General features: G+C 70.6%; 15 protein-coding genes. 6 read left to right on the top strand and 9 right to left on the bottom strand.

Annotated elements, in window-relative coordinates; all coding sequences use genetic code 11:
* Positions 1-32 precede the first annotated feature (32 nt).
* Positions 33-1,454, bottom strand: coding sequence for a hypothetical protein (locus QSK20_RS17840; protein ID WP_285789722.1), 1,422 nt, complete (start codon positions 1,452-1,454; stop codon positions 33-35).
* Positions 1,455-1,595: 141 nt separating this feature from the next.
* Here QSK20_RS17840 and QSK20_RS17835 point away from each other — a divergent pair, with 141 nt between their 5' ends.
* Complete coding sequence (locus QSK20_RS17835; protein WP_285789721.1) at positions 1,596-4,706, top strand: M14 family metallopeptidase; 3,111 nt, start codon at positions 1,596-1,598, stop codon at positions 4,704-4,706.
* A gap of 250 nt (positions 4,707-4,956) precedes the next feature.
* Here QSK20_RS17835 and wecB read toward each other — a convergent pair whose 3' ends face one another.
* From wecB to glgC, 3 genes are all read right to left on the bottom strand, one after another.
* Positions 4,957-6,081, bottom strand: a complete 1,125-nt coding sequence (gene wecB / locus QSK20_RS17830; RefSeq protein WP_285789720.1) for a non-hydrolyzing UDP-N-acetylglucosamine 2-epimerase — start codon at positions 6,079-6,081, stop codon at positions 4,957-4,959.
* A gap of 90 nt (positions 6,082-6,171) precedes the next feature.
* The gene (gene pgm / locus QSK20_RS17825; RefSeq protein ID WP_285789719.1) at positions 6,172-7,815 is read right to left on the bottom strand and encodes a phosphoglucomutase (alpha-D-glucose-1,6-bisphosphate-dependent); all 1,644 of its coding nucleotides are present in this window, start codon (positions 7,813-7,815) and stop codon (positions 6,172-6,174) included.
* 59 nt (positions 7,816-7,874) lie between these two features.
* A complete protein-coding gene (gene glgC / locus QSK20_RS17820; protein ID WP_285789718.1) occupies positions 7,875-9,107 on the bottom strand; it encodes a glucose-1-phosphate adenylyltransferase in 1,233 nt (410 codons plus the stop codon).
* Between the two features lie 127 nt (positions 9,108-9,234).
* Here glgC and glgA point away from each other — a divergent pair, with 127 nt between their 5' ends.
* Positions 9,235-10,467, top strand: coding sequence for a glycogen synthase (glgA, locus tag QSK20_RS17815; protein ID WP_285789717.1), 1,233 nt, complete (start codon positions 9,235-9,237; stop codon positions 10,465-10,467).
* A gap of 6 nt (positions 10,468-10,473) precedes the next feature.
* Here the strand turns inward: glgA and QSK20_RS17810 are convergent, their stop codons facing one another.
* From QSK20_RS17810 to QSK20_RS17800, 3 genes are read right to left on the bottom strand one after another with little or no spacing between them, the layout of a single operon-like run.
* Positions 10,474-10,647, bottom strand: a complete 174-nt coding sequence (locus tag QSK20_RS17810; protein ID WP_285789716.1) for a hypothetical protein — start codon at positions 10,645-10,647, stop codon at positions 10,474-10,476.
* Between the two features lie 55 nt (positions 10,648-10,702).
* A complete protein-coding gene (locus QSK20_RS17805) occupies positions 10,703-11,863 on the bottom strand; it encodes a helix-turn-helix domain-containing protein (protein WP_285789715.1) in 1,161 nt (386 codons plus the stop codon).
* 16 nt (positions 11,864-11,879) lie between these two features.
* A complete protein-coding gene (locus QSK20_RS17800) occupies positions 11,880-12,077 on the bottom strand; it encodes a hypothetical protein (protein ID WP_285789714.1) in 198 nt (65 codons plus the stop codon).
* 197 nt (positions 12,078-12,274) lie between these two features.
* Here QSK20_RS17800 and QSK20_RS17795 point away from each other — a divergent pair, with 197 nt between their 5' ends.
* The 4 genes from QSK20_RS17795 (at position 12,275) to QSK20_RS17780 (ending at position 15,088) form a co-directional block, all read left to right on the top strand.
* Positions 12,275-12,502 (top strand): winged helix-turn-helix domain-containing protein, encoded by a 228-nt coding sequence (locus tag QSK20_RS17795; RefSeq protein WP_285789713.1) that lies wholly within the window; start codon positions 12,275-12,277, stop codon positions 12,500-12,502.
* A 293-nt stretch (positions 12,503-12,795) separates the two neighbouring features.
* A complete protein-coding gene (locus QSK20_RS17790) occupies positions 12,796-12,978 on the top strand; it encodes a hypothetical protein (RefSeq protein WP_285789712.1) in 183 nt (60 codons plus the stop codon).
* A gap of 234 nt (positions 12,979-13,212) precedes the next feature.
* On the top strand, positions 13,213-14,157 hold the full coding sequence (locus QSK20_RS17785; protein WP_285789711.1) for a hypothetical protein: 945 nt from the start codon (positions 13,213-13,215) through the stop codon (positions 14,155-14,157).
* 358 nt (positions 14,158-14,515) lie between these two features.
* Entirely contained in the window at positions 14,516-15,088 is a 573-nt protein-coding gene (locus QSK20_RS17780) for a GNAT family N-acetyltransferase (RefSeq protein ID WP_285789710.1), read from the top strand.
* A 26-nt stretch (positions 15,089-15,114) separates the two neighbouring features.
* On the opposite strand, the gene QSK20_RS17775 is transcribed toward QSK20_RS17780, so the two are convergent.
* Both QSK20_RS17775 and QSK20_RS17770 read right to left on the bottom strand, forming a co-directional pair.
* A complete protein-coding gene (locus QSK20_RS17775; RefSeq protein ID WP_285789709.1) occupies positions 15,115-15,492 on the bottom strand; it encodes an Mth938-like domain-containing protein in 378 nt (125 codons plus the stop codon).
* A 170-nt stretch (positions 15,493-15,662) separates the two neighbouring features.
* Positions 15,663-16,862 (bottom strand): low temperature requirement protein A, encoded by a 1,200-nt coding sequence (locus tag QSK20_RS17770; RefSeq protein WP_285789708.1) that lies wholly within the window; start codon positions 16,860-16,862, stop codon positions 15,663-15,665.
* Positions 16,863-17,103: the final 241 nt, after the last annotated feature.

The raw sequence follows: 17,103 nt of genomic DNA, 5'->3' as shown, positions 1-17,103 counted from the left end.
CGGCGCGCACTCCCCCACAACGACAAAGCGCCTCAATAAGGTACGGATCGGACAGGAGTCGACGCGGCGTGCCTGCCCCACCCGGACTCGCCCCGGGTCCATCCGACGGCGGGCAGACAGGCCATCAGCACGATCGCGTAGGCGAAGCCGTTCGACAGGATGCTGGTGAAGACACTCACGTTGGCCAGCGCGATGCTGGGCACCAGCAGGATCGCGGCGCTCACCCGCAGCGGCAGGTGCCGGGCCGCGCCGTCGATCGCCCAGAGCAGCAGCACGAGGACGACCGCCTCGACGAGCACGCCCCCGTACCCCAGGTTGCTGTAGCCGTCGCCGAAGAGGCTGGCGTTCGCCGAGGTCTCGGGCCGTCCGAACATCACCGCGCCGACCATGTGGTCGGGCACCTGGTCGTACGGGTAGTCGACGAACGGCCGGAGGAAGCTGTACCCCCACCGCGCCTTGGGCAGATCCTCGAAGACCATGACGTGCGCGGCGGTGGCCACCCCCGGCGCGAGGAACATCCGGTTGACGAAGACCTGGGTGTAGAGCAGGGAGTCCAGCAGCGCGTCGGCCACCAGCGCGGCCACGATGACCGCGACGACGCCGGCCAGGATCGTCCACGCCCGGGGTCGGGCCCGCCAGCGGAAGAGCAGGGCGAGGAGGAGGATCGCGGGAATCGAGAGCAGGGTCAGCTTGAACCCGGTGGCCGCGAAGATCGGGATCTGGCCGACACCGCCCAGCAGCACCATCGTCCAGCGCCGCGCGTAGAGTCCCCGGGCCATGAGCAGCGGATTGAGCACGTTGCCCTGGAGCCGGACCAGGTAACCCAGCACGGGGCCGCTGGCGGATACCTGGTCCCGGTACGCCGACCGGATCTCCCACACGTCGCCGAGGCCCACCAGCCGGAAGCTCAGCCCGGCGGTCGCCGCCATGTAGACGTAGGTGAGCAGGGAGAGGACCACCACGATCGACCAGACGTCGAGAACGTGCACCCCCCGGACCCGCAGCGTCCACGACGGGCCGATCCGCGCGCCCCAGATCACCAGCAGGAAGACCGCCGCGACCACCGCCGCGAGTTCCAGCGACGCGGCGGCCGACAGGATGTCGGCGTACTGCGGAACCACGAGGCTCGGCGTCACCACCGTCACGAACAGGATCCAGAGGACGAAGTCCGACGGCTGGCGGATCCGCTGCGGCATCGCCAGGGCGACCAGTCCGAGCATGCCGAGCACCAGGCCGTAGTTCCACGGGTCGGGCGCGCGGTACACCAGGTTCAGGTACTCGAACAGGGGCGCGACCTCGTGCTGGTACACGTGGTGCAGCAGGACGACGTAGCCGGCCAGCAGGACGAAGATCGACCACCGGCGTCCGGGCTGCGGGCGGCGGGCCAGCTCACCACCCCGGCCGACCGGCGACCTCGGCCGGGGTGACGGGTGGTACGTCTCGATCGCGCGCATGCCGTGATCAGCTCCTATGTCTCCGCTTCGGCCAACGAACCGGGCCGGGCCGGGTGACGACCCGATCGACTCATTGACATGCGTCGAGAGCTTCCGGAAGGCTCGCCAGCAGAGGTCCTTCCCCACCGAAGGGAGCGCGCGATGCGGCGTACACGACTGGCGGTCGTCGGCGTGTTCACCCTGGTCGGCGCATTGACGCTGACCGCTCCGGCGAGCGCGCGGCCCGCGTCCGAGGCGGCCGGCCGCGACGACGGCCTGGAGGTGTACGTCGGCACGGTGAACCCGCAGCAGCGCGAACAGTTGCGGGCGGCCGGCGTCGACCTCGGCCACGACCACCGGGACACCGGCCCCGGCGGCGCCACCACGGTCGAGACCGTGCTGACCCGGCGGCAGGCCGACCGGCTGACCAGCAGCGGCGTCCCGCTACGGGTGAAGCGGGTCGACGGCCGGGACGCCTCCCGGGCGCTGCGCGAACAGGCCGCCGAGGGCTGGACGGCGTTCCGCCCCTACTCCGCCCCCGGTGGTATCCGGGACGAGATCACCGCCACCGCCGCACGCCACCCGAAGCTGACCAAGGTGGAGACCATCGGCCGTACCCACCAGGGCAAGCCGATCCTCGCCGTCAAGGTCACCAAGAACGCCCGGACCGTGCCGGACGGCCGACGGCCGGCGGTGCTCTACGCCAGCACCCAGCACGCCCGGGAGTGGATCACCCCGGAGATGACCCGACGGCTGATGCACCACGTGCTGGACAACTACGGCCGCGACCGGGAGATCACCCGGCTGGTGGACACCACCGAGCTGTGGTTCCTGCCGGTGGCCAACCCCGACGGGTACGACCACACCTTCACCCCCGGCAACCGGTTGTGGCGCAAGAACCTGCGCGACAACGACCGCGACGGGAAGATCACCTCCGCCGACGGGGTCGACCTGAACCGCAACTTCGCGTTCCGGTGGGGCTACGACAACGAGGGCTCCTCCCCCGACCCGGCCAGCGACACCTACCGTGGTCCCGGCCCCGACTCGGAGCCGGAGACCCAGGCCCTGGACCGGCTCTTCCGCCGGGTCGGCTTCGAGTTCTTCGTCAACTACCACTCGGCGGCGAACCTGCTGCTCTACGGCCTCGGCTGGCAGGTCGCCACGCCCACCCCGGACGACCTGATCTACCAGGCGATGGTCGGCGACGACGACCACTCGGCCGTTCCCGGTTACGACCCGGACCTCTCCGCCGAGCTGTACACCACCAACGGCGACACCGACAGCCACGCCGTCGTGCGGTACGGCACGCTCGGCTTCACCCCGGAGATGTCCACCTGCCAGTCGGTCGCCGCGTCCGACCCGGACGACCAGTGGCATCCCGAGGACTGCGTGAGCGGTTTCGTCTTCCCCGACGACGAGAAGCTGATCGCCGCCGAGGTCGCCAAGAACCTGCCGTTCGCGCTCGCGGTCGCCAAGTCCACCCACGACCCGGACGACCCGGTCTCGGTGGTCGGCCGGAGCACCCCGGACTTCGTGGTCGACGCCTTCGACACCTCGTACGGCCGCACCCAGCCGGTCGCCGCGATCACCCGGCGGGCCCTGGTAAACGTCCGGATGCACTACACGGTCAACGGCGGCCGGCCGAAGACCGTCGCGGCCCGTGAGTGGCGCGGCGGCGAACGGTACGGCGACACCCACGACGACTACTACGCCGAGCTGCGCGGCACCGTCACCGGCACCCGGCCCGGCGACCGGGTGGAGGTCTGGTTCACCGGCGCCAAGCGCGGCCGGGGCGTGGTCGCCAGCGAGCACTTCGCCTACCGGGTGCACACCGACATCGGCGGCGAGGTGCTGGTGCTGGCCGCCGAGGACGTCACCGGCCTCAGCCCCGGGCAGGACGGCACCGGCGCGAAGTACGCCGACGAGGTGGCCGCGTCCCTGACCGCCGCCGGCCGCACCAGCGACGTCTACGACATCGACCGGATGGGCCGGACGGCCCCGCACCACCTGGGCGTGCTCTCGCACTACCGGGCGGTGGTCTGGGAGACCGGCGACGACATCATCCCCCGCTCCCCCGGCCAGGTGCCCGGCACGGCGGCCCGCGCCGCGGCCGAGACCGAACTGGCCGTCCGGGACTACCTCAACGAGGGCGGCAAGCTGCTGGTCAGCGGGAAGTACGCGCTGTACGCGCAGGCAGGCGACGGGGCGTACGTCTACCAGCCGACCGGGCCCGCCGAGTGCACCGACCCGGACGACCCCACCTGCCTGCCGCTCTCCAACGACTTCCCGCAGTACTGGCTGGGCGCGTACAACTACGTCAGCGACGGCGGCAGCGCGGACGGCACCCCGTACCCGGTGCGGGGCTCCGAGGGACCGTTCGCCGGCTTCCAGGGCACCCTCAACGCCCCCGGTTCGGCCGGCAACCAGGACCACACGGCGTCCCTGCTCAGCACGTCGAGCTTCCTGCCGCCGGACCAGTTCCCGCAGTTCGCCGCCGCCACGACGGTGGACTGGGTCCGCCCCGGCGGCGCGCCCTTCGACCCCCGCACCGGCGACTGGTACGTCTACAGCGGGCGGGCCGACGAGGCGTACAAGCGGCTCAGCCGGACCGTCGACCTGACCTCGGCCACCAGCGGTGAGCTGCGCTTCTTCGCCTCGTACGACATCGAGCCGAACTGGGACTTCATGATCGTCGAGGCGCACGAGGTGGGCACCGACAACTGGACCACGCTGCCGGACCGCAACGGCCACACCGGCACCGACACCGGGGACAGCTGCGAGAGCGGCCTGGCCACCGAGCTGCACCCGTTCCTCCTGCACTACCAGGGCACGGACTGCTCGCCGACCGGCACCACCGGGCAGTGGCACGCCGCCACCGGCGCCTCCAACGGGTGGAAGGAGTTCTCGGTCGACCTGACGGCGTACGCCGGCAAGCAGGTCGAGGTGTCGATCTCGTACGTCTCGGACTGGGGCACCCAGGGGCTCGGCGTCTTCCTGGACGACGCCCGGGTGATCGTCGACGGGGCCACCGTCGCGGAGACCTCGTTCGAGACCGCCGACCTGGGCGGCTGGACGGTCTCCGGGCCGCCCCCCGGTTCGCTGCCCGGCTCGAACGACTGGTCCCGCAGCCAGCGGGCCTTCGAGGAGGGCGCGGCGGTGGTCACCGCCGACACCGTCTACCTCGGGTTCGGGCTGGAGGGACTGGCCCCGGCCGCCCGGAACGACCTCATCGCCCGCTCCCTCACCCACCTGCTCACCCGCCCCCGCCCCTGACCCGGCGCGGTCCCCGCCCCACCCGCGCCGCGCCCCGCCCCACCCCGTCGCGCCTCGTCGCGCCTCGTCGCGCCTCGGGTCGATGATCGACACAACTTGCGGCATATCGGGGTGTCGGAGGTCTCGGACACCCCGACATGCCGCACAACGAGTCGATCATCGAGGCGAGGCGGGGGCGAGGCGAGGCGGGACGGTCGGGACCCGGGGGGGGCGGGACTGACGGCGGGCGGGACGGCGGGGGGCGGGGGTGTCAGCGGCGGACGCCGGCCCAGGCGTGGTGCCGGCGGACCGTGGAGAGGACGAAGTCGACCACCCGACGGGAGGTGTCCGGCACCCGGTAGTCGTCCGGGCAGGGCACCCCGTCGACGGTCACCTGGTCGACGGTCACCCGGACCGCCTCGACCACGCCGGCCGGGTCCAGTCCGGTCATGATGATGCCCCCGGCGTCCAGCGCCTCGGGGCGTTCGATCGACTCGCGCAGCGTCACCGCCGGGAACCCGAGGATCGCCGCCTCCTCGCTGATCGTCCCGCTGTCCGAGAGGGTGCACCCGGCCCCGAGCTGGAGCCGGACGTAGTCGAAGAGGCCGAACGGCTCGTGGAACGTGATCCCGTCCAGGGTGCTGTCGTCCGGGGCGAGCGCCTCCAGCCGCTTGCGGGTCCGGGGGTGGGTGGAGACCAGCACCGGCAGTCCCCACTCGTCCCGGACCGCCCGCAGGCAGTCGAGCAGCCGGACGAGCCGGGCGGGCGCGTCGACGTTCTCCTCCCGGTGCGCGCTGACCAGGAAGTACCCGCCCGGGGCCAGGCCGAGCTGGTCCAGGATGGTCGACCGTTCGATGTCCGGACGGTAGTGCTCCAGCACCTCCCGCATGGGTGAGCCGGTGTGCAGGATCCGGCGCGGGTGCAGCCCCTCGGCGAGCAGGTTCCGGCGGGCGTGCGCGGTGTAGACCAGGTTGAAGTCGGCGACGTGGTCGACGAGGCGGCGGTTGGTCTCCTCCGGCACGTTCAGGTCGTAGCAGCGGTTGCCCGCCTCCATGTGGTAGACCGGCACCCGCATCCGGCGGGCCATCAGCGCGGCGATGCAGCTGTTCGTGTCGCCGAGCACCAGCAGGGCGTCCGGGCGCACCTCGGCGATCACCTGCTCCATGCCGACCAGCACGCCGCCGAGGGTGCGCCCCAGCGACGACGTGTCCACGTCGAGGAACCGGTCCGGCCGGCGCAGCCGCAGCTCGCTGAAGAACACCTCGGAGAGCGAGTGGTCCCAGTTCTGCCCGGTGTGCACCAGGACGTGGTCCACGGTCCGGTCCAGCCGGTCCATCACCCGGGCCAGCCGGATGATCTCCGGCCGGGTGCCGACCACGGTCATCACCCTGGTCACGGTCGTGCTCCCCTCGTCGACGCCACGGAGGGGCCAACGAGGGGACGGCCCGTGCGGTGACGCCGGCCGACGACGGAACCGACCCGGGCGTCAGCCCTGCCCGAGCACCGTCGAGACCAGTTCCCGCGCCTCCTCCTGGATCCGGGTGAGGTGCTCCGGACCCTGGAACGACTCGGCGTAGATCTTGTAGACGTCCTCGGTGCCGGACGGCCGGGCGGCGAACCAACCCGACGCGGTGGTCACCTTCAGGCCGCCGATCGACGCCCCGTTGCCCGGGGCGGTGGTGAGCGTCGCGGTGATCGGCTCACCGGCCAGCTCGGTCGCGGTGACCTGCTCCGGGGAGAGCTTCCCGAGCACCGCCTTCTGCTCCCGGTTGGCCGGGGCGTCGATCCGGGCGTACGCGGGCGCGCCGAACCGCTCGGTCAGGTCCGCGTAATGCTGGCTCGGTGTCCGGCCGGTGGTGGCGATGATCTCGGCGGCCAGCAGGCAGAGCAGGATGCCGTCCTTGTCGGTGGTCCAGGTGCTGCCGTCCCGGCGCAGGAACGACGCTCCGGCGCTCTCCTCGCCGCCGAAGCCGACCGTGCCGTCGAGCAGGCCCGGCACGAACCACTTGAAGCCGACCGGCACCTCCAGCAGCGGTCGCCCGAGGTCGGCCGCGACCCGGTCGATCATCGAGGAGGAGACCAGGGTCTTGCCGACCGCCGCGTCCGGCCCCCATTCGGTACGGGTACGGAACAGGTGGGCGATCGCCACCGCGAGGTAGTGGTTGGGATTGAGCAGACCGCCGTCCGGCGTGACGATGCCGTGCCGGTCGGCGTCCGCGTCGTTGCCCGTGGAGACCTGGTAGTCGGCGCGGGCGGCGATCAGCGAGGCCATCGCGTTCGGCGAGGAGCAGTCCATCCGGATCTTGCCGTCCCCGTCCAGGGTCATGAACCGCCAGGTCGGGTCGACCGTCGGGTTCACCACGGTCAGGTCGAGCTTGTGCCGCTCGGCGATCTCGCCCCAGTACGCCACGCTCGCCCCGCCGAGCGGGTCCGCGCCGATGCGCACCCCGGCGTCCCGGATCGCCGCGATGTCCAGCGCGGCGGGCAGGTCGTCGACGTAGCCGGCGAGGAAGTCGTACTCACCGGTGGTGTCGGCGGCGCGCGCCCGCGCGTACGGGATGCGTCTCACCTCGGTGAGCCCGGCGGCGAGGATCGCGTTCGCCCGGTCCTGGATCCACCGGGTGGCGTCGGTGTCGGCCGGGCCGCCGTTGGTGGGGTTGTACTTGAACCCGCCGTCGTCCGGCGGGTTGTGCGACGGGGTGATGACGATGCCGTCGGCGAGCCCCGCGGTGCGACCCCGGTTGTGGGTGAGCACCGCGTGCGACAGCGCCGGGGTCGGGGTGTAGCCGTCCCGGCTGTCGACCAGCACCGTCACGTCGTTGGCGGCGAGCACCTCCAGCGCGGTCACCGCCGCCGGGGCGGAGAGCGCGTGGGTGTCCCGGGCGAGGAAGAGCGGACCGTCGACCCCGTTGGCCCGCCGGTAGTCGCAGAGCGCCTGGGTGACGGCGAGGATGTGGTGCTCGTTGAAGGCGTTGCGCAGACTCGACCCCCGGTGCCCGGACGTGCCGAAGGAGACCTGCTGCGCCGGGTCGGCCGGATCGGGGTGCGCGGCGTAGTAGGCGGTGACCAGCCGGGGCACGTCGACCAGGTCGGCGGGCTCGGCGGGCTGTCCGGCACGGGCGTGGACCACTTCTGCAACCTCCAGCTGACAGGACAGGACAGGACAGGGACGGGTCGGGGACGGCGGCCTCAGACCTCGACGCGTTGACCCTTGCCGATCACGACGATGCCGTTGTCCGAGACGGTGTAGCGCTGCCGGTCCTTCTCCAGGTCGACGCCGATCTCGGCGCCCTCCGGGACGTACACGTTCTTGTCCAGGATGGCCCGGCGGACGACCGCGTGCCGGCCGATCTCGACACCCTCCATCAGCACCGCGCCGTCGACGTGCGCCCAGGAGTGCACCTTGACCTTCGGCGAGACGACCGAGTTCTCCACCAGCGACCCGGAGATCACCGCGCCCGGCGAGACCATCGAGGCGACCGCCCGGCCGACCCGCTCGCCCCACTGGTGCACGAACTTCGCCGGCGGGTACGTCTGCTGCCCGGTGTAGATCGGCCAGTCGAAGTTGTAGAGGTTGAAGACCGGGTGGACGTTGATCAGGTCCATGTGCGCGTCGTAGAACGAGTCGAGCGTCCCCACGTCACGCCAGTAGCCCCGGTCCCGGTCGGTGCTGCCGGGCACCTCGTTGTCGCGGAAGTCGTAGACGTTCGCCTCGCCCCGCTCGACCAGCATCGGGATGATGCTGCCACCCATGTCGTGCTTGCTGGTCTTGTCCTCGGCGTCCCGCTCGACGGCCTCGCAGAGCGCCTTCGTGGTGAAGACGTAGTTGCCCATCGAGGCGTAGATCTGGTCCGGGGCGTCCGGCAGCCCGACCGCGTCGGTGGGCTTCTCCCGGAACGCCCGGATGCGCCGGCCGTCCTCGGCCACCTCGATCACGCCGAACTGGTCGGCCATCGACAGCGGCTGCCGGATGCCGGCGACGGTCACCGCGGCCCCGGAGGCGATGTGCTCCTCCACCATCTGCCGGGGGTCCATCCGGTAGATGTGGTCCGCGCCGAAGACGATCACGTAGTCGGGCTGCTCGTCGTGGATGAGGTTGAAGCTCTGGTAGATCGCGTCGGCCGAGCCGGCGAACCACCACGGGCCGCGCCGCTGCTGCGCCGGGACCGGGGTGACGTAGTTGCCGAGCAGGGTCGACATCCGCCAGGTCTTGGTGATGTGCCGGTCCAGCGAGTGGGACTTGTACTGGGTCAGCACGACGATCTTCAGATACCCGGCGTTCGCCAGGTTGGACAGGACGAAATCCACCATCCGGTACATCCCACCGAACGGCACGGCGGGCTTGGCCCGGTCGGCGGTGAGCGGCATCAGGCGCTTGCCCTCCCCACCGGCCAGGACGATCGCGAGCACCTTCTCAGCCATGAACGAGCACCTTCTCAGCCATGTTCAGACGCTAACCACCCGCGTGCGATCCCACCACTCGTACGGGCACACTTCACGGCTGCTTCCACACCGGGTGGCGCGGCCCGGCGTGCACTACATTGCGGGCATGACCGACTCCGCGTCGCCGCGCGCCGCCGGCACCACCCCGCTCCGCGTCGACCTGCTCACCCGGGAGTACCCGCCGGAGGTGTACGGCGGGGCCGGCGTGCACGTCGAGTACCTGGCCCGTGAGCTGCGCCGACTGGCCGACGTACGGGTGCACTGCTTCGGCGCGCCCCGCACCGAGCCGGGTGTCACCGCGTACCCCGAGCCGGTCGAGCTGGCCGGGGCGAACGCCGCGCTGCGCACCATGGGCGTCGACCTGGCGATGGCCGCCGGCTGCGCCGGGGCGGACGTGGTGCACAGCCACACCTGGTACGCCAACCTGGCCGGGCACACCGCGAAGCTGTTGCACGGGGTGCCGCACGTGGTGACCGTGCACAGCCTGGAGCCGCTGCGCCCGTGGAAGGCCGAACAGCTCGGCGGCGGGTACGCGCTGTCCTCCTGGTGCGAGCGGACCGCGATCGAGGCCGCCGACGCGGTGATCGCGGTCAGCGCCGGGATGATGCGGGACGTGCTGGCCGCGTACCCGACGGTCGACCCGGCAAGGGTCCGGGTGGTGCACAACGGCATCGACACCGACCAGTACGCCCCGGACCACGGCACCGACGTGCTGGCCCGGCTCGGCGTCGACCCGTCCCGCCCCAGCGTCGTCTACGTCGGGCGGATCACCCGGCAGAAGGGCCTGCCGTACCTGCTCCGGGCGGCCCGGGAACTGCCGGCGGACGCGCAGTTGGTGCTGTTGGCCGGCGCGCCGGACACGCCGGAGATCGCCGCCGAGGTGGAGGGGCTCGTCGACGAGCTGCGGGCGACGCGGTCCGGCGTGGTCTGGGTGGCCGAGATGCTGCCCAAGCACGAGGTGATCCAGGTGCTCACCCACGCCACCGTCTTCGTCTGCCCGTCCGTCTACGAGCCGATGGGCATCGTCAACCTGGAGGCGATGGCCTGCGAGACGGCGGTGGTGGCGACCGCCACCGGCGGCATCCCCGAGGTGGTCGCCGACGGCGAGACCGGGCTGCTGGTGCCGATCGAGCAGGCGACCGACGGCAGCGGCACCCCGCTGGACCCGGAGCGCTTCGTGGCCGACCTGGCGGCGGCAATCAACACGCTGCTCGCCGACCCGGAACGGGTGGAGAAGTTCGGCCACGCCGGCCGCCGCCGGGCCGTCGAACACTTCTCCTGGGACGCCATCGCCGAACGCACCGTGGAGGTGTACCGCTCGGTCGGCGCCACCACCTGACGCGGGTCAGTCCACGGGACGGTCGGCGTCAGGATCACGGCCACGGAGCGTGTCCATCAGTTCGTCCGTCGTCATGCCCTCGGTCTCGCGGGCGCTGCCCCGTCCGCTCATGTGCCGGACCAGGCGTCGCCCAGGGGTCTCGGCGGCGTTGGCCTTGGATGCGCCTGCTTCTTCAGTCACATCGACCTCCTCGTGCTCGGGCAGATTGTGCCGGCCGCACAACGCGGCCAGCAGGTCAGGTGACGTGCAGGGCGGCGGCGAGGCGGGCCAGGTCGGCGGGGGCGGCGGCGGACCGGGCCACTACGGCGACCAGGTCGCGGACCGCCGGGCGGTCGTGCACCTCGCCGCGGGCGGTGCGCTCCGCGTCGAGCAGCGCCCGGCCCGCCCGCCGCAGGTCACCGGCCAGCACGTACGCGCGGGCCACGTCGAGCAGGTACGCGGCCCGGTGCTCGGTCGGCAGCCACCGCCACCCGCCGCCGGCCGTCAGCCGCTCGTGCCGGGCCGTCGCCGCCGGGGCGTCCCCGAGGGCCGTCTCCGCCACCACCCGCGCGGCCTCGACCGCCGCCCGACCGAACCTGCCGTCACCGGCCCCGGCCTCCCGGTCGGCCTCCGCCGCCTGGTCGAGCAACTGTCCCGCGTCCCGGTCCAGGCCCCGGCCGGCGGCAGCAAGCGCGGCCTGGAGCAGCAGTGTCCCGAGCAGGGACGGGTCCGGGGCACCGGACTGCATCGACCGCAGCCGGTGGACGGCGACGACGGCCGCCTCCATCGCCGACCGTCGCCGGTCACCGAGGCGCAGGGCCTGCACCAGGGACACCGTGGCCACGGCGGCGACCTGCGGATCACCTGTGGCCAGGGCGAGCGCCATTCCCCTGTCGGCGGCCAGCCAGGCCAACTCCCCCTGGTCGACCTTGACCAGCGCCAGGGCGGTGAGGGCGTACCCGGACACCAGCAGCGCGGCGGTCGTCCGGTCGGGGCGGACGGCCCGCGCGACACGGGCGGCGTCGAGCAGGCCGGGCAGCAGGGCGAGCAGTTGCGGGTAGCGGGCGTGCCGGTAGGTCTGCTCCGCGTGGTCCAGCCGGGCCCGTAACTCCGTCAGGCCGACCGGCCCGGCCGGCGGCTCGACGTGGTACCGGGACAGGGCGGTGCGTACCCCCTCCACGCCTGCGGCGGCGGGGTCCGGTCGGCCGGGCTGGTCGGCCAGCAGCACGCCCAGGTCGATCCGGAGCGCGTCGGCGACCTCGCGCAGACTGGACACCCGTTCCAGCCGGCGCACCCCGCGTTCGACCTTGTCCACCCAGCTCTTCGACCTGCCGAGGCGGTCGGCGAACTGCTGCTGGGTCATGTTGCGCCGGACCCGCCACTGGGCGACCCGGCGGCCCACCGGCAGCTCGTTCACCGCCGGCCTGTCCCGCTCACCGGAGGATCCCGACCACGAGCAGCACCAGTACGAGCAGCGCGACCGTCACGCCGTAGGCGTACTGCCGGCGGCTCAGCGGCGCGCGGAGCGGGCCGGCCGGGGCCGGCACCCGGTCACCGTCGGGGTGCGGCGGCCGGGCACCCGGCACCGGGCGCGCTGCCGGCAACGGCCCGTCATGCGGACGCTCACGCATCCATGCCTCCTCGGGGTCGGTGAGGGAGGGCGGGGTGGCACGGGGAGGAACCACCCCGCCCGGATCCGAGGCACTCCGCTGCTGACGAGAGGACCTCACTCGCAACTTAGAGTGCAGTGAGTACAGAGTCAACACACCATGCACAGAATGTAGTGCTGGCTGGCATGCTCAAAGGGCTGACGAGAGGTGGCCCTGCCATGCCCAGACAACCTTTGTACGAGCAGGTCATCGCCGACGTGATCGCGTCGATCAAATCCGGCGCGCTCCAACCGGGCGACAAACTGCCGTCGATCTCGGAGCTGTGCGAACAGTACAAGGCCAGCCCGACGCCCATCCGACTGGCTCTACGGCTCCTCGATGAGCGCGGCTGGATCGAGGTACACCAGGGCAAAGGCTCATTTGTCGCAGCCGAGCCGCCCGCATAGATCAGGCTTGATCATCAACAACGTACGATCGATCGTCTTGGAAAAGCCAAGCGCCCACCCACCACCACGCCGGGGATCGATCTTAATCGCCAAAGTGAATGAAAGCGCAGTAGTTGATCTTTAGAGCCGCAGGTCAAGAAATCTGTTCCCCGCGCACGCGGGGGTGATCCGTCGATGGCGTCCATCTCGCCGTCCATGATCAGCTGTTCCCCGCGCACGCTGGGGTGATCCGGCGAGTCGGGCACCATTACCGCGTCGGCCGTGCTGTTCCCCGCGCACGCTGGGGTGATCCCGTGTTCACCTTCGACGTGGCCGGCAAGGGCTTCTGTTCCCCGCGTGCGGAGGTGATCCCCCCCGTCCACACTGACGGACCTGAGGACGCCCTGTTCCTCGCGCACGCGGGGGCGCTCCGGGATGACCTGCCGCGCGAGCAGCTTGAGGGCGCGTCGCCGGACACGCGTAGACCGACGCTCTGATGTTGAAGACCGCGCTGTCTCTCGGCACGACCGATGTCGACGATGCCCGCCAGGCCGGAGTCCTGACCCGCGCCGCAGCCGGTGACCTCGGCCACGCTGCCCACGCCACCCTCACCCACCAGGCACAACCTGACAAATGTCGATCTCAAGACCGTCGATGCCGCAAAATGACCCTGCACTTGGCGATCTCTGAGGCACCCGGCCTCCGGTCGTCGGGAGTCCGGGGAGGACGACATGCGGTTCGCTAGACGACTGACGCTTTCGGTCGCGATGGTGCTCAGTCTTCTGGTCCTGTCTGGGCAGCCGGCCCAGGCCGCCTACTACAACACGTACAGCGACATTGCCAGCACACCGGACACGGGATGCTGCACTGGTGTGCAGGGCTTCGCCGCCGGGGCCACCTACCTCTACTCGGTCAAGACACGCACCAACTACGACGACGTTTCCGTCATCTACCGTGTCCACAAGGACACCGGCGCACGAGTGGTGATGACGAACGGCACCAACAACACGTCGACCAACACCTGGCTCGGGCACGCGAACGACATGACGATCGTCGACATCGACGGACAGCATCACCTGTTCGTGGTCACCATGAGGTCGAGCGGCGCGCAGCTCGTCAAGCTCCGCTACGACGGCACCACCTACTACCACGCCGGGTCGTACCAGGTGCGTCTTAACGGGGCCGTGGCGACGCCGTCCGGGATCAATCGGGTCTCGGTCGGCAGCAGCGCGATCACGTTCATGTTCAAGAGTGGCAGGACGATCTACAACGGCAGTCTCCCGCTGCGCGCCAACTCCGGGACCATCGATCTGACGAAGGCGTTCACCTTGCAGGTCGAGGGGGCCCTCGTCAACGGCGCCACCGTGCCCGATCTGAACACCTTCGTCAACCAGGGCTTCTTCTACGACGTGCCCAAGAAGGCTCTCTACTACCCGCTGACCAAGGACAACCGCAGCATCGTGCTTGTCTACCGGAATGTGTCGCCGACGACGACAGGGACCGCGCCTGCTGCCACTGACCTCTCTTTCCGCATCACGTCCTCGGCATACTCGTCCAAGTTCGAGATCGAAGGCGTGGGAATCAGCGGAGGCAAGCTGTACTTCAACACCAACCGGGCGAACTCAAGCGGCGCGTACGACGGGGTCCACGTGTTCAACGGCTACGTCGCGGCCTAGCCACACCCGACCGGGTGCACTCGTTGTGGCTCAGCGGTTGGGCCACAACGAGTTCCAAGCCCGTCTGCGGGCTCGGGGCCTACCACTGAGCGTTGGAGCGCCACGGGCCGGCCGCTGGTAACGCGGACGGACCAGAACGGACACCGGATTGTTCAGCCCACGACGGTCAGTGGTCAGGGGCGGCGGACGCTCCAGGACCTGGCCTCAGCGCCCAGGCTGGCGATCGTCGACCGACCTCCTGCACGCCGAGACCGGAACGAAGATCGACCTTGGCGCGATGTCCCCGGAGAGCGCTGCGCTGATGCCGATGGGGGGCACGTCTTTCTGTCCGCCCACCGAGAGAGGCAACATGGCACTCATGTCCCTGCACACCCCCACGCTGCCCACCGCCCGCCTGCGACTGCGTCCCTTCGACGACACGGACGCCGACGCGCTCTTCGCGCTGCACAGCAACGCCTACGTGCTGCGCTACTGGGACGCGCCGCCCTGGACGGAACGCGTGCGCGCCGAGCGGTTCATCACGGCCTGCCGGCAGATGGCAGAGGAAGGCACCGGGGCGCGGCTGGCCGTGGACCGCATTTCCGACGGGGCCTTCATCGGCTGGTGCAGTCTGAACCGGTGGAATCCGGGCTACCGTAGCGCTTCGCTGGGCTACTGCTTCGACGATGCGGCATGGGGCCACGGCTACGCGACGGAGGCCGCGCGCGCCCTGTTGCGATGGGCGTTCGACACGCTGGACCTCAATCGAGTCCAGGCCGAGGCCGATACGCGCAACGCGGCGTCTGCCCGCGTCCTGGAGAAGCTCGGATTCGTGCGTGAAGGGACGTTGCGGGAAGACTGCATCGTGAACGGCGAGGTCTCCGACTCGTGGGTCTACGGGCTGATCAGACGGGATTGGCCGCCGTCGTCCGAGCCGGTTCCCGCCCGCTGATCTTGTTGATCGAGCCGGGCCCGAAATCAGCAGGTCGAGTGGAACAGCCCGCCGACCGGCTGCGTCGTCGCCAGTTCGTTGTACCGCTGTACGGCTTGCGTTGTCTCGGCGATGTGCGGAGTTATGCCGCGCTCCTCAAGGAGCTTGAGTGTCCGCGGGTCGACCTGGAGCTGGAGCTGCATGCCGCGCGACAGAACGATCGCCGTCGCACCATGGAGGAGGAGTTCCTCGACGTCTTCGGGCTGGATCCCGGGACTGTGGCGGGTTCCGGTCTCGGACCAGTCCCACGGCCTGCCGCCGCCGGGATAGAGCTTGAAGTCCTTGCCCGTGCCCAGACCTTCAACCTCCATCCGCCCCCAGGAGATTGCGAGCACTCTCGGGGAGCGTTCCACGGCTTCGGCCACGGCAGCCTCCGTTCCAGACGACGCGACAGTACGGGTGACACTACGGCCTCACTCCATGCAGGTGGAGAAGGTCAGTTTTCCCGGCGTTGGGAGCCGGTGGCGCAGTAGGCGTGATGGCCGTCGGCCTTGGCGTGGACGCGCGCAGCTCGGCGCGGACGGTGGTGGCCGACTCACCTCCCGGGCGGTACGCCGGGCGGCGGAGCCGTCTCCCTCGGATACAGCCGCCAGGAGATCACGTTGGCGGTGGTGATGCCGGCCAGCACCACGGCGGCGCTGAGCGCCACCAGCAACGGCGGCAGCGCGAGGGTCAGCGGGGCCAGGAGCGCGAGCAGCGCTATCCCGATCGGCCGCGACCAGGAGACCCGGCTGAACGCGACGTAGTCCAGCATCGCCCGGCCGGCCAGGAACAACGCCGGCCCGCCGAAGATGGTCACGACCCAGGCCCCCTCGGTCTCGCCGAAGGGATGCGCGATGATCAGCTTGTCCGCCACGCCGGTGACCGCGATGCCGATGACCATGACCAGGTGCGCACCCGCCGCCAGGTTACCGACGTAGGCCGGAGCCCGGGACGAGGCGATGGCGTGGGAGAGCAACTCTCCTGCCCGGTAGTAGTAGATCTGCCACAGCAGCACCGTGATCAGGAACGCCACCACCAGTGCGGCTGTCCGCTCGCGTTCGAAGCCGTATGGGCTGAACTCCATGCCCGAGGTCAGGATGGATTCACCGAAGGCAATGATGAGCACCTGTCGGTAGCGCTCGGTCAGGTGCTCCTCCGCGATCGGCTGGCCCCGCAGACCCGCCCGGCCCAACCACGGGGTCGGGAAGTCGAGTAGCCCGCCGGCGTAGGAGACGAGGACCGCCACGCTCCACCAGACCAGCCGGGTGTCCTCGTCGGTGTGGATCCCGGCGATCCACGGCACTGCGGCGAGGCATGCCCAGAAGACGATCCGGGCACTGACGAGTTGCTCGTGCCCCTTCCCGCCGAACAGCACGAGCCAGAGATGTCGAAGCACGTCGACGGCGACGAAGACCCCCGCGAAGACGACCGCGCGGTCCTCGAAGGCCGCCGGCAACGCGGCGGCCATCAGCAGGGCACCGAGCATGGTCACGATGACCATGACCTGGATCATCGGCCGGGCGGGGTCGTACCGGTTCGCGGTCCAGGCCATGCGGTACCAGAGCCACCAGAGGGCCATCAACAGCACCAGGGCCGAGTAGAAGCCGTGCCAGTCCAGCTGCGCGGCCAGCCGGTCAGCAAGGCGGTTGAAGGCGAAGACGAGCACCACGTCGAAGAGCAGTTCCACGAAACCGGCCCGCTGCGGGGGCTCCCGACTCCCCGGGAACTCAGGCGCTCCATCCCGCACGACCATGTGAATCTGCCCTAATTATCCGGCTTTCAGGGAGTATTCCACACAATCGCGCAGGGAGCGTCAGGTCGGTGGAACCGCGCACCCGAGCCCTGCCGCAGCAGCCGGCCGTAGACCCTGTCGGTTCCGCCTGAAAACTGACCACGTGGTTCCGGCTGAATCGGGACCACCTCCTGAAGCATCGGGAGGTGCTGAGCGTGGAGGACTGGGCGGAGATCCGGCGGCTGCGGCGGTCGGAGGGTAT

Origin of the sequence: Micromonospora sp. NBRC 101691, assembly GCF_030269285.1 — a bacterium.
GTDB lineage: Bacteria > Actinomycetota > Actinomycetes > Mycobacteriales > Micromonosporaceae > Micromonospora > Micromonospora echinospora.
Note: the sequence above shows the minus strand (reverse complement) of the source record. Positions and strands in the feature narration are given on the sequence as shown.